The sequence below is a fragment of the Collinsella sp. CLA-ER-H10 genome, assembly GCF_040092475.1.
Taxonomy (GTDB): domain Bacteria; phylum Actinomycetota; class Coriobacteriia; order Coriobacteriales; family Coriobacteriaceae; genus Collinsella.
Genome location: NZ_JBBNLM010000017.1, coordinates 24,702 through 37,205 on the forward strand (window position 1 = coordinate 24,702; position 12,504 = coordinate 37,205).

The 12,504-nt window shown below is 58.1% G+C and carries 10 protein-coding genes; 7 read left to right on the forward strand and 3 right to left on the reverse strand.

Going from position 1 to position 12,504, the window contains the following annotated elements:
• The first annotated feature begins 373 nt into the window (after positions 1-373).
• Complete coding sequence (locus tag AAAX36_RS07560; RefSeq protein WP_349074940.1) at positions 374-1,360, forward strand: LacI family DNA-binding transcriptional regulator; 987 nt, start codon at positions 374-376, stop codon at positions 1,358-1,360.
• A gap of 129 nt (positions 1,361-1,489) precedes the next feature.
• Positions 1,490-2,650, forward strand: a complete 1,161-nt coding sequence (locus AAAX36_RS07565) for an MBL fold metallo-hydrolase (protein WP_349074928.1) — start codon at positions 1,490-1,492, stop codon at positions 2,648-2,650.
• 74 nt (positions 2,651-2,724) lie between these two features.
• On the opposite strand, the gene AAAX36_RS07570 is transcribed toward AAAX36_RS07565, so the two are convergent.
• The gene (locus AAAX36_RS07570; RefSeq protein ID WP_349074930.1) at positions 2,725-3,528 is read right to left on the reverse strand and encodes a DeoR/GlpR family DNA-binding transcription regulator; all 804 of its coding nucleotides are present in this window, start codon (positions 3,526-3,528) and stop codon (positions 2,725-2,727) included.
• Between the two features lie 334 nt (positions 3,529-3,862).
• Here AAAX36_RS07570 and AAAX36_RS07575 point away from each other — a divergent pair, with 334 nt between their 5' ends.
• A complete protein-coding gene (locus tag AAAX36_RS07575) occupies positions 3,863-4,720 on the forward strand; it encodes a class II fructose-bisphosphate aldolase (protein ID WP_022095149.1) in 858 nt (285 codons plus the stop codon).
• Positions 4,721-5,429: 709 nt separating this feature from the next.
• On the opposite strand, the gene vsr is transcribed toward AAAX36_RS07575, so the two are convergent.
• On the reverse strand, positions 5,430-6,419 hold the full coding sequence (gene vsr, locus AAAX36_RS07580) for a DNA mismatch endonuclease Vsr (protein WP_349074932.1): 990 nt from the start codon (positions 6,417-6,419) through the stop codon (positions 5,430-5,432).
• Between the two features lie 148 nt (positions 6,420-6,567).
• Between vsr and AAAX36_RS07585 the strand changes: the two genes are divergently transcribed.
• Together AAAX36_RS07585 and AAAX36_RS07590 are read left to right on the forward strand one after the other, a co-directional pair.
• Positions 6,568-7,353 (forward strand): ABC transporter ATP-binding protein, encoded by a 786-nt coding sequence (locus AAAX36_RS07585; protein ID WP_349074934.1) that lies wholly within the window; start codon positions 6,568-6,570, stop codon positions 7,351-7,353.
• Positions 7,343-9,565, forward strand: a complete 2,223-nt coding sequence (locus tag AAAX36_RS07590; RefSeq protein ID WP_349074936.1) for an ABC transporter permease — start codon at positions 7,343-7,345, stop codon at positions 9,563-9,565. The genes AAAX36_RS07585 and AAAX36_RS07590 overlap by 11 nt, the downstream gene beginning before the upstream one ends.
• A gap of 185 nt (positions 9,566-9,750) precedes the next feature.
• Here AAAX36_RS07590 and AAAX36_RS07595 read toward each other — a convergent pair whose 3' ends face one another.
• The gene (locus AAAX36_RS07595; protein ID WP_349074937.1) at positions 9,751-10,716 is read right to left on the reverse strand and encodes a helix-turn-helix transcriptional regulator; all 966 of its coding nucleotides are present in this window, start codon (positions 10,714-10,716) and stop codon (positions 9,751-9,753) included.
• A 329-nt stretch (positions 10,717-11,045) separates the two neighbouring features.
• Between AAAX36_RS07595 and ptcA the strand changes: the two genes are divergently transcribed.
• Both ptcA and AAAX36_RS07605 read left to right on the forward strand, forming a co-directional pair.
• Entirely contained in the window at positions 11,046-12,119 is a 1,074-nt protein-coding gene (gene ptcA, locus AAAX36_RS07600; RefSeq protein WP_117583532.1) for a putrescine carbamoyltransferase, read from the forward strand.
• 133 nt (positions 12,120-12,252) lie between these two features.
• On the forward strand, positions 12,253-12,504 hold a 252-nt coding region (locus tag AAAX36_RS07605), incomplete at its 3' end, for an amino acid permease (RefSeq protein ID WP_349074938.1).

A 12,504-nucleotide genomic window follows, 5' to 3' on the forward strand; every position in this document is an offset into this window, starting at 1 on the left:
TCCTTGACGCGGGAGAGACTGGTCCGTGTCATTATGAGTACGTTAACAATTTTGAGCACCACAAACCAGACGGTCGCGGTGCCGCACGTTAATGGGTATGTTAACGTACTCATAACACAACGCATATCTATTTTTGAGAATCTGGTAATCGGTAGATTTTCGGCCGTGAACGGTGTGGCTGTATGGACATATGGAGCAAAAGAACCGCCGATAGAAAAAGTAGAGTACGTTAACATGCGTCCGACGATAGCGGGCCTCGGCGCGGGCTAAACTCCTGCCCGGGCCGGCATTCACGCTATTCAGATCTCGCAAGGGTGAAGGTGATCCTGTGGCAAGGCGCCCGTCCAACGATACAGGTACGCGTCCGGTCTCCATGGCCGACGTCGCCCGCGCTGCTGGCGTTTCGCAGCAGACGGTTTCGCGCGTCGCCAACGGCTTGCCCAACGTTAACGAACAGACGCGCCAGCGCGTGCAGGCCGCTATGCAAGAGCTCGGCTTTCGTCCGAGTTATGCCGGTCGCTCGCTGCGCGACGGCCGTTACCATTCGGTCGGCCTATGCATCAACGATGTCACCAAGTTTGGCAACCTCTCAATGATCGACGGCATCGCCAGCGCTGCTCGCGAGCATAATTGCGCCATCACGCTGGTCGAGATGTCCAAGACCGAGGAATTCTCGCTTGCCGAGGCCACGCGTCGTATGGCCGCATTGCCGGTGGACGGCATCATCATCGGCATGAGCCGCATGGCGCCCGATTTTGAGACGTTTGATCCACTGCCGGGCATTGGCACGGTCATCGTTACCATGTATGCGCACCCGCGGGTGACCACGGTCGATTCCGATCATTACGGCTGCTCGCTATTGCTTATGGATCACCTGTTTGAGCTGGGGCACGAGCAGATTCGCTATATTGGCGGCCCGTCGTTCTCGGTCGACGAGCAATTTCGTCGTGCCGGTTGGCAGGATGCGCTCGAGCGTAAACACATCGAGCCGGCAGAGCCGCTCGAGGGCGACTGGTCTGCCAACAGCGGCTACGAGGCCGGCAGGTACCTGGCCGAGCACGATCACACCATGACGGCGATCTATGCGGCAAACGATCAGATGGCAAATGGCGCGATTGCCGCGCTGCGTGATAGCGGCCTGCGCGTGCCCGAGGACGTGAGCGTGGTGGGCGTCGACGATTCGCTCGATGATTTTGTGGCACACAACGAGCTCACGACCGTGCGATTCGATCTACATCAGCGCGGACGCGAGGTGTTTGAGCATGCGGTTCCCGAGGCGGGTACGGCGGGCAAAACCGTTGCCATTCGTATTCCCGGCCAGCTCATTATTCGACATAGCACGGCGATACCACGCTCATAGTTTGCGCAGGTAAACGGCGGTATATTCCGCCTCAATAACAATCGATAAGGATGCTGGCAGATAGCCGTGTCTATGAAGACGAGTGTTATGATAGACGGGTTCTTTTGTCTATCTAGGAGGCTTTGCCTGATGGAGATCACCAAGGATATCCGCTACATCGGTGTCGACGATCACGACATTGACCTGTTCGAGGGCCAGTACGATGTGTCCGAGAACGGTATGGCATACAACAGCTACGTTATCTTGGGCGAAAAGATCGCTGTCGCCGATTCAGTCGACGGCGGTTTTGTTGACGAGTGGCTCGGCAACCTCGAGGCCGTGCTCGATGGCCGTACGCCCGACTATCTGGTTGTCCATCACATGGAGCCCGATCACTCCGCCGGTATCGCCGCCTTTATGGAGCGCTATCCCCAGGCACAGATTGTGGCCAGCATGGGCGCCTTCCGCATGATGGTCAACTACTTTGGCACCGACTACCCTGAGCGCAAGATGGTCGTCAAAGAGGGCGACGTGCTCGATCTGGGCGGCCACAGCCTGACCTTTATCGGCGCCCCCAACGTTCACTGGCCCGAGGTGATCTTCTCCTACGAGTCCACCGACAAGGTGCTCTTTAGTGCCGACGGCTTTGGCAAGTTTGGCGCCAACGACATCGAGGATCCCGAGGGGTGGGCTTGCGAGGCTCGCCGCTACTACTTTGGCATCGTCGGTAAGTTCGGCAAGTTTGTGCAGGCCGTCCTCAAGAAGGCCGCCGGCCTGGACATCCAGATCATCTGCCCGCTCCACGGCCCCGTGCTGACCGAGAACCTGGGCTATTACCTCGACACCTATAACACCTGGTCGAGCTATCAGCCCGAGGACGAGGGCATCACGATCGCCTATGCGAGCGTGTATGGCCATCTGAAGGCTGCCGTCGAGGAGCTCGCATCTGCGCTCGAGGCTCGCGGCCAGAAGGTCTCCGTCTTTGACCTGGCTCGCGACGACATGGCCGAGGCCGTTGAGGATGCGTTCCGCTACGACCGTCTGGTGCTCGCCTCCATTACCTATCAGGGCGAGATCTTCCCGTGCATGAGCACCTTCATACACACGCTCGCCGAGCATGCCTACCAGAACCGCACCGTGGCGCTTGTCGAGTCCGGTTCCTGGGCGCCCGCAGCTGCCAAGGTTATGACCAAGGAGCTCGAGGGCATGAAGGACATCACCCTGACGCAGAACAAGGTGACTGTGCTGGGCTCGCTCAACGACGCCTCGCGCGCTCAGATCGAGGCCCTTGCCGACGAGCTGTCCAAGTAGCGACACATTCACTTTTGACGCTCAGCCATCACAACCACCACAAAGGGGACAGGCACCTTTGTGGTGGTTTTTATTTAGTTGGCGGCGATGATGAGTGCTGGACGTGCGCCGTCGGCGGTCTTGGCGATTGAGGTGGCGACGGCGCCTTCGGGGTCTCGGTCCATCACGATGGCGTCGACATCGGTCAGCTCGGCAAAACGGTACATGCCGCGTCCGTTGACCTTGCTGGCGTCCATGAGGGCGACGCTTTGATGGGCCGCGGCGATCATAGCCGTTTTAGTCTCGGCCATCTGTGGAAAGTCGGTCGTAAAGCCGCAGCTGGAGACAAAGGCGCCGGGGCACATGACGGCCAGATCGGCATGGACCATTTGGAGCGCCTGCATAGTGAGCGGTCCGTACAAATAACGATGGCCTTTGCGCAACGCCCCGCCCAGCATGACGACATCGACCGAGGGCATGCTCTCGTCGATGTAATCGGCGATGGTAATGTCGGCCGTGATGACGGTGATGCCATCGCGCTGGTCGAGGAGCCGGACGAACTCGAGCGCCGTGGTGCCCGAGTCGACGAGCAGCGTGTCGCCGTCATTGACGAGCTCGATGGCGCTTTGCGCGATGGCCTGCTTGGCAGCGACGTTGACATTGATGCGGCGATCCTGCGTGGAGACGGTCAGGCGTTTGTGGAGCGAGACGGCACCGCCGTGCGTGCGGCGCAGCTTGCCTGCTTCGGCGAGCGCGTCCAGGTCGGCGCGGGCGGTGACGGAGGACACGCCAAAGGTCTGGGCGATTTCTGCTACCTGCACCGAGGCGTTATGATCGAGCATTTCCATAATGGCGGTACGGCGTTCGTCGGCAAAAGCACGGTTGGTGGCTTGGGGCATGCTTGCTCCATTCTCGGCTAAATTTGCAGGAATTGTGTTGACTCTATTTTCGTTCATTTTCTTTTTGAGTAAGAAAACACCTTTCGATTACTTATCTTTTCTATAAAAGAAAGACGCTGAACGCCCAAAATTCAATATCGAACACGCCCACTCGGCTCAAATTCCTTCCGTTTGCTTTTCAAAAACGACTGTATTGACCTGCATGGGCTCAATATCTCGCACGTGCAAAGACGCTGAATTTCATACAATGAGCGCAGAAAAACGCAAGGTAAAACGCCTTGTGAACAACTACGCCCGATGTCCAGATGCGGGCGAGGGAGAGGAGCAAACGCTCATGGCACTTGTTACCACCGAAAAGATGCTCAAGGACGCTCAGGCCGGCCACTACGCCGTCGGCGCGTTCAACGTCGAGAACCTCGAGTTTGTTATGGCCGTTCTGGCCGCTGCCGAGGAGACCAAGTCCCCCGTCATCATGCAGACCACCCCGGGCACCATCAAGACCGCTGGTCTGGACTACTTCTACGGCATGGTCAAGGCTGCCGCCGAGCGCGCTTCCGTGCCCGTCGCTCTGCACCTCGATCACGGCGATGGCTATGACCGCTGCATGCAGGCTTTCCGCACGGGCTACACCTCTGTCATGATCGACGGCTCGCACGAGTCCTTCGAGGACAACATCGCTCTGACCAAGTCCGTCGCCGACGCTGGCCGCGCCATGGGCGTGCCCGTCGAGGCTGAGCTTGGTAAGGTTGGCGGCAAGGAGGACGACGGTCCCGCGGTTGAGGGCGAGAGCCCCTACACCGATCCTGCTGAGGCCAAGGAGTTCGTCGAGCGTACCGGCTGCACCTCGCTGGCCATTGGCGTTGGCACCAGCCACGGCGTGTACACGAGCGATCCGCACATCGAGCAGTCCGTGGTCAAGGCCATCCGCGACGCCGTCGACGTGCCGCTGGTCCTGCACGGCACCTCTGGTGTGCCCGATGAGCAGGTTGCCGAGGCTGTGAAGAACGGCATCTGCAAGGTTAACTACGCCACTGAGCTGCGTCAGGCCTACACCAAGGGCTTCATGGCCTACATGGCCGAGAACCCCGCCTGCTTCGACCCCAAGAAGCCGGCCAAGGAGGGTATGCGCGAGATCACCGAGCTGGTTAAAATCCGCATGACCAACCTCAACTCTGTGGGCAAAGCAGAGTAACAGCAAGGGTACTCTGATCCCACCGGACGGCTTGGGCGGGCCCCCGTACTTAGTTTCCAAAACGTCCTCGCGCATGAAGGCCCCCGTTGCCTCGCTTCTACGAAGCGTTGGCAACGGGGGCCTTCGCGCTGCGGAATGATTTTGGAAACTAAGTACGGGGGCCCGCCCAAGCCGTCCTGCTCGATCGCCCTTGTGGCGTTAGGGCGGAAAGGATGGGGCGCGAGGGGCGCTTTGTTGATGAGGGGTTAGTATGCCCGGGCTTGGTTGGGGAAGGTTTTGTCTAGAGATGCTTGGAGCTTTTCGAACGATGCTCGTAAGTTGTGGCTCTGGTCGGTTGACCGTTTGGCTTTTGTGGTGGGGGAGTCGAGGAGGCCGTTTCTCTGTGTCGGGGGGAAGGAGAAAAGATTTGCATGTTTTAGGGATGGCTGCTGTGTTGCGTCATTGGAAGAATGCATGCTTATGCGGCCTCCTCGATGTCCACCAAAAGGTTGCGCGCGGGGTGTGCTGCTAGGTCCCGTGCGTTGGCTACATTATGCCGCGGGTGCAGATAAGGAAGTGCTAAAGAAAGGCTTAATGAGGTTTGACGTTGCGATGAAACCGCAGGTAAAAGCTATCGAGTAACACTCTTGAAAGGTTTTGAGCTTAAGGGCTTTCTAAGGTTTGTGACGTGGATGTGGCGCGGACGTGCGGAGCGTGTGAATGCTCGCTGTTAGCGCTGCGGCTCTGCGGCGCGCACCTGCTCGATGACCTTTTCCATCGTGGTGTCGATGCGGTCTTTTTTGAGCTCGCATTCCCAGATGGTTATGGGCGTCCAGCCCATTTGAGTGAGTGCTGCCACGGCAGCGTGGTCGCGCTCGACGTTGCGACGGAACTTTGCCTCCCAAAACTCAACGTTGCGCTTGGGCTGGCTGGGGTTGCACTTGGGGCAGCGGTGCCAAAAGCAGCCGTTGACGAAGATGGCGATCTTCCGCCCGGGAAAGGCGATGTCGGGCTTGCCGGGTACCTTCCATTCCAAACGATAGCCCGTAAGGCCCGCTGCGCGCAGGCGCTGTCGTACGAGCAGCTCGGGCTTGGTGTTGGCGCGCTTGTTGCCCTTCATTGACTTTTTGATGGCGGCGCGACGGCGCACCAGTTCGCGCTCGTCGGCGGAAAGGTCCGAGGTATCGATGCCGTCGAGCAGACCGGGCTTGGGACGCTTTTTGCTGCGGCGCTTAGGTGCGCGCTTGGGCTTGGAAGCGGGCTCGTCGGTCGTGGTGGCCTCGGCGTCGTTGGCAGTGCCGTTGGCCTCAAGCCGATCTTCCTTCAGCTCAATCAGGGCATCAATGAGCCCCTTGTCAGCGGGCATCCATTCCACCGTGGCAAGCGAGGTACGCGGAATCCAGCGGATATCGAGCTGGCGGTCGTGCTTCTGGGGCTCGCCAGACCCTTTGGTCAGCGAGCAGTAGTAACACTCCATGGAGAGATGAAAATCGGGGTAGTCATACTCAACGGTATAGAAATCGCGCAGGTTGGTGACTTTGACCTGCAGCTCTTCCATGAGCTCGCGGCGTACGGCGTCCTCGGGCGACTCGCCGCGCATGAGCTTGCCGCCGGGAAATTCCCAAAGTCCCTGCATGTCGCCATAGCCGCGCTGCACGGCAAGCAGCTCGTCAGATCCTTCCTTGCGAATGATCCCAGCGGCAACATGAACAGTCTTCAACAGGAGTCCTCTCTCAGCATCAACACGTGGCAGGGTAGCTACCCGTACCTTACACAACGGTAAGGCAAGCGTAAGCCATATCGATGGTAGCCGACTCGTCTTCTTGCGACTATAGATGCCGTAGACTAATTGCAAGAAAGGACTCGGTATGCAAACCACGCACATGGCGACCCCGGTACTGGAGGCCGCGCATCTCGAAAAGGTATACGGAGCGCTGGGCAACGTGACGCGCGCGCTCAACGACGTCAGCTTTACCGTCAACCGCGGCGAATTTGTTGGCATCATGGGCGCTTCGGGATCGGGCAAGTCGACCCTGCTCAACTGCGTGTCGACCATCGATAGCGCCACAAGTGGCACGATCCGCATCAACGGGCAGGACGTAACACGCATGAAGCAGGCTAAGCTTTCGCAGTTCCGCCGCGAGGAGCTCGGCTTTATCTTCCAGGACTCCAACCTGCTCGATACGCTCACGGCACGCGAGAACATCGCCCTGCCGCTCACCATCGCCCGCACAAACTCGGCAGAGATTTCGGCCCGCGTGCAGGATGTGGCAGCGCGCCTGTCCATCAGTCAGGTGCTCGACAAGTATCCCTACCAGATGTCCGGCGGTCAGCAGCAGCGCGTTGCCGCGGCTCGCGCGCTCGTCACCGACCCCACCATGATCATGGCCGACGAGCCCACCGGCGCTCTCGATTCCAAGAGCGCTCGCCTGCTGCTCGAGAGCCTGGAGGCCCTTAACCGCCGCCTGCGCGCCACCGTGCTCATGGTCACGCACGACAGCTTTGCCGCCAGCTACACGAGCCGTGTGCTGTTTATCCGCGACGGCAAGATCTTCACCGAGCTGCGCCGCGGCGACACCGACCGCCGAGAGTTCTTCGACCGCATTATGGAGGTCGTTGCCATGATGGGCGGTGAGGGCTCCGATGCTCTGTAAACTCGCTTGGGGCAACGTCCGCCGCGCCGGCCGCGACTACCTCGTCTACCTTTTGACGCTCACCCTGGGCGTCACGGTCTTCTATGCCTTTAACACCATCTCGATGCAGGTCGACATCGCCGGCATCGATGAAAAGGGCTTGGCGCAGGTTATGGGCAGCATGCTCGGCAACCTGACGTACTTTTTGGCCGGTGTCATGGCCTTTTTGATGGTGTATGCCAATAACTTCATCATGAAACGCCGCAAGAAGGAGTTTGGCCTGTACCAGGTGCTCGGCATGGGGCGCGGGCGCGTCGCCACGATCATGGCGCTCGAGACGGTGATCGTCTCGGTCGGCGCCTTTGTCGCCGGCATTGTGCTGGGCGTGGGACTCTCCCAGCTCATGACGCTCTTTACGGCCTCGCTCTTTAAGACACAGATCGCCAATTTCCACTTCTTTTTCTCGGTGCATGCGTTCAGCCTGACCCTTGCCTGCATGCTCGTAATGTTTGTGCTCACGCTACTGCTGAACCTTCGCGCCGTGCGTCGTACCAAACTAATCGAGCTTATGGGTGCCGAGCGTCGCAACGAGAGCATCAAGACACGCAACCCCTGGATCGCGATTGCCATCTTTGCCGTGGGCGTGGCGCTTGTGGGCGTGGCCTATTACCGTCTGCTACGTGATGGGTTCCCGCTAACCGCGACGGACAGCAAGCTGCAAGAGGCCATGACCCAGTTTGGTATTACGACCGCTATGGTTACCGTGGGCACCTTTGCCCTGTTCTGGGGACTCTCGGGCATGCTTATCAAGCTGCTGCAGAGCCTGCGCGGCGTGTATTGGCGCGGCCTCAACATGTTTACCGTGCGCCAGCTTGCGGCCAAGGTCAACACGGTGTGCTTTTCGATGGGCGTCATCGCGATGCTCCTGTTTTTGGCCATCACCTCGGTGACGTGCGGTATGTCGATTGCCAACGTGATGAACGAAAACCTGGAGCGCTATAACCCTGTTGATGTGTCTCAGACGTATGTTTATTACACGCCCGATACGCTCGACTTCTACAAAGAGTCTTTCAATCCGTCTGAAGCCGATCGAATGGTGCTGGCCGATAGTACGGTCGATTTGTACTCCGCATGGCACGGCGATCCATGGCACGGCGATCGTAAGGGCAAGTCGGCGGACAACAACGACGAGACCGGCAAGAAGGTCAATATCGCCGATGTTGCCGGCGAGCATGTACAGATCGATTCGTATCTGAGTTACCCGGTTGGCGGCTCGAATCCTTCGGTGACCCCAAGTGAGATGTGCAAGACCATGGGCGAAAAGCTTCCCAAGGCGTTCGGGGGTAGCAATGCCGATGCGATGGGTCTGTTTGTGACGCCGGCGAGCCAGTACAACAAACTGCGTCAGATGATGGGCGAGGAGCCGGTGAGCATTGGCCGCGACCAGTACTTGCTTACGTGTGATATGGGCGGCGAGCTGGTCGACCTGTACACCAAGTATATGGCTGGCGGCCATGCCCTTACCTTGGGCGGGCATACACTCAAGCCCGCAACCGATAAGTCGGACGAAGATACGGCGGCCATCGCCAACTCGGCGATGGGCAGTAATCCGGGTACCGTCGTCGTTGCCGATGAGCTGTTGTCCCAACTTAATCTGCAGCCGTATTCCAGTAGCCTGCTCGTTAACTACAAACAGGGGATGGATACGACCAAGGCAGACGAGAGCATTAAATACACTCTGCTCGACAATCTGCTCGTTGACGGCAAAGAGCCAGGGTCGTGGGGAATCTTTATCACACGCTCCGAGATGTACACGCAAGCAGCGCAAATGAACGGTCTTATTAGCTACCTAGCCATCTACATCGGCTTTGTATTGGTCGTTGCATGCGCGGCGATTCTGTCGATCCAGCAACTCTCCAACGTGGCCGACGGCAGCCGCAGCTATCGTGTGCTGGCACAGATCGGCTGTGAGGACCGCCAGATTTGCCATTCGGTGATGGCGCAACAAGCGGTATTCTTCCTGTTCCCGCTGGCAGTGGGCCTGGCGCACTCCTTTGTGGCACTTAAGGTGATCATCGAGCTGGTGAGCATTTTCGGAAATATGAGCATCGGCGGCACCGTGGGCCTCACCTGTGCGATCTTCCTGGCAGCCTACGGTGGCTACTTCCTGGTGACCTACCTCATGAGCGCCGGCATGGTACAAGCTGCTATCGCCATCCGTTACAGCGAATAAGCGACCTAAAGCAAAACAATCGCAGGTTGAGCATAAGTCAGCGAAAGCGCCCCTAGGCGAGCAAGGTGACGTGAAAGAGGAGGGAAGCGTGCTTTGGGTACGCGACCGACGATTGAACGTCAGGTTGCCGCTTAGGGGCGCTTGTAGCGTCGAACCGTTACGCGGTTTGGTAAAACCGCGTAACTTTATCCTTTCCAGAAGTGGAGGATGAGCGTGGTGCGGTTTTGCTGCTCGGTTTTGACCAGGATGTTGTGGATATGGGTCTTGACGGTGCCCACGGCAAGGAATAGCTCGTCAGCGATCTCTTGGTTCGACTTGCCCAGCACAACCAGACGCAAAACCTCGGCCTCGCGGTTGGAGAGCCTGTGGGCATTGCGATAGAAGGGCATTTGCTCTTCGATGTGCCGATTAAGATCGCTGACGTTCTTTTCCTCGGGCGCCTCCTGCATGCGGATTGAAAGCACGTGGTAGGCGTAGATGATCAGCAGAATCGCAAAGTAGCACGCAAAGACGTTCTCGCTAAAGTTGCGCTCGGACAGATACAGCTGCAGCCAAGAGGGTGCCAGACTCATGGGGATGACAAGGATGTTGTAGAAATCCTCGGCAACGATGCAACCGACCAGAATAGCGCCGATAATCAGGTGCTTTCGCTGGTTGTTAACGCGTGCCTTCAGCTCAACCTCTGTACTCTTATGAGCCGTCCAGAAGATATACAGTCCCACAAAGACAAGGAATACCTGACGCATCGTGTAGTAGATCCACTGACGCATGGGGCCGAAGGGGACTGCGACGATAGTCAGCGACTCGCACAGCAAAAACGTTAGGACAGGGATGGCGAACAACTTCTTAGAATGCTTATCGAGCAAGTCCATGGCAATCAGCCAAATACAAGCCTGTGAAGCAGTCACCACAAGGGTCCGCAATACAGGCATGGTAATTGAGTAATAGTCGCTGGCCGGAAAGCTCTCGTTTTGCAACGTGTATTCAAAAAAGAAGATCTCGGTCATCTCGATGGCGTAGCAAATAAAAACGCCACTGCCATAGATAAAGAAGCGTCGACGGGATGAGGCATAGGCGGCAAGCGAAAGCACTGCCGTCACAATACAGATTACGAGTATCGCTTGGGTATAGAAGAACATGAGTGTGTCCATCTGTCACCGTCCTGTCTTATTTGATCTCTTATGGAGCCCGCTATATCCCCCCGGTATATATGTCTCAGCCGATCCTTCCATTGCGGATTAGACGCCAAGATACAGCATAGCCGTATACCGTTCGCGGCTCCAGATAGTAAACCTTCTGTAAACACTTGACCTGCGGGTTTATATTGGATTAGAGAGGGTGTAACTCCGTGAACGGTCTTTAATCCCGAATAAACTAGGTAAAAATTGCATACGGGTGAATGATGGTCTTGTCAACACGAGGCGTGATGTCCGAGCGTCTCATAGTAATAGTCGGCAAGACCGGCGGAAAGGAAATCGATATGGCACTGCCTAAGGATTTCATCGACACCAACGATTTCACCAAAGAGCAGATCCTGGCTATCGAGGATCTTGGCCTGGCAATGAAGAAGGCCATCAAGGTTGACGGTTATTATCCGCACCTGCTTCGCAACAAGAGCCTTGGCATGATCTTCCAGCAGGTCTCCACCCGCACTCGTCTTTCCTTCGAGACCGCTATGACCGACCTCGGCGGCCATGCTCAGTTCTATGGCCCTGGCACCATCCAGCTCGGCGGTCACGAGTCCCTGGGCGACACCGCTCGCGTTATGGGCTCGCTGCTCGACATCATGATGGCTCGCGTTGACCGTCACAAGGACGTCGTCGGCCTCGCCGAGGGCTCTGCTGTGCCCGTCATCAACGGCATGTCCGAGTTCAACCATCCCACGCAGGAGATGGGCGACCTCATGACCATGCTCGAGAACCTCCCCGAGGGCAAGAAGATCGAGGACTGCACCCTGGCCTTCATCGGCGACGCCACCCAGGTCTGCGTCTCCCTCATGTTCATCGCCTCCAAGGTCGGCATGAAGTTTGTCCAGTTTGGACCTAAGGGCCACCAGATCCCCGACGGCGGCCTGCACGTTGGCACCGTCGAGGAGCGCGCCGAGTTCGGTAAGCAGATGATGGCCATCGCCGAGGAGAACTGCAAGGTCTCCGGCGGCTCGGTTGTCATCTCCGACGACATCGAGTGCATCAAGGGCGCCGACTTCATCTACACCGACGTGTGGTATGGCCTGTACGACGAGGAGGTCTCGGGCGAGAACTACATGGATGTGTTCTATCCCAAGTATCAGGTCACCATGGACATGATGAACTTCGCCGGCCCCAACTCCAAGTTCATGCACTGCCTGCCGGCCACCCGCAACGAGGAAGTCGTCGACGAGGTCATGGACGATCCCGAGCGCTCCCTGTGCTGGGTCGAGGCCGAGAACCGCAAGCACTCCATCCGTGCTCTCCTTGCCGCCCTGGGCAAGCGCACCCCGCTCAACGACGAGGGTGTCGAGTACTCCGCCAAGGCTGAGCTCCACGCCGCTCTCGAGGCTCTCGAGCAGCTCTAAGCCTCAAGGCTTCTAAAAGCACGTTTGCGGGCGGTGGATGCTCGTCTCCTGCCGCCCGCTCACCGAGGCCCAAGCAATTGCCTTAATGCCTTAGGGCCTCGGATCTGTCCAAGACTGAGCGAAGGAGCTCATCATGAGCGACGGAAAGAAAAAGCTTTCCTTCTTTACGGTCATTTCGACCATCATCTGCGTCGTCTTCGTTTGCGAGGCCGCCGCACCTGCTGCCGCCATTGGCAACCAGCAGTTCTTCTGGTGGATCTTCCTGATCCTGACCTTCCTGCTCCCTTACGGCATGGTCGTCGCCGAGCTCGGCACCACCTATGACGGCGAGGGCGGCATTTACGACTGGGTACGCGATGGCCTGGGCGACAAGTGGGGCGCCCGC

What these genes read in the sequence shown, in the direction of transcription:
- AAAX36_RS07560 (WP_349074940.1), top strand. Translation starts at nt 374, where the DNA reads ATGGCCGACGTCGCCCGCGCTGCTGGCGTTTCGCAGCAGACGGTTTCG.
- AAAX36_RS07565 (WP_349074928.1), top strand. Translation starts at nt 1,490, where the DNA reads ATGGAGATCACCAAGGATATCCGCTACATCGGTGTCGACGATCACGAC.
- AAAX36_RS07570 (WP_349074930.1), bottom strand. Translation starts at nt 3,528, where the DNA reads ATGCCCCAAGCCACCAACCGTGCTTTTGCCGACGAACGCCGTACCGCC.
- AAAX36_RS07575 (WP_022095149.1), top strand. Translation starts at nt 3,863, where the DNA reads ATGGCACTTGTTACCACCGAAAAGATGCTCAAGGACGCTCAGGCCGGC.
- AAAX36_RS07585 (WP_349074934.1), top strand. Translation starts at nt 6,568, where the DNA reads ATGCAAACCACGCACATGGCGACCCCGGTACTGGAGGCCGCGCATCTC.
- AAAX36_RS07590 (WP_349074936.1), top strand. Translation starts at nt 7,343, where the DNA reads ATGCTCTGTAAACTCGCTTGGGGCAACGTCCGCCGCGCCGGCCGCGAC.
- AAAX36_RS07595 (WP_349074937.1), bottom strand. Translation starts at nt 10,716, where the DNA reads ATGGACACACTCATGTTCTTCTATACCCAAGCGATACTCGTAATCTGT.
- ptcA (WP_117583532.1), top strand. Translation starts at nt 11,046, where the DNA reads ATGGCACTGCCTAAGGATTTCATCGACACCAACGATTTCACCAAAGAG.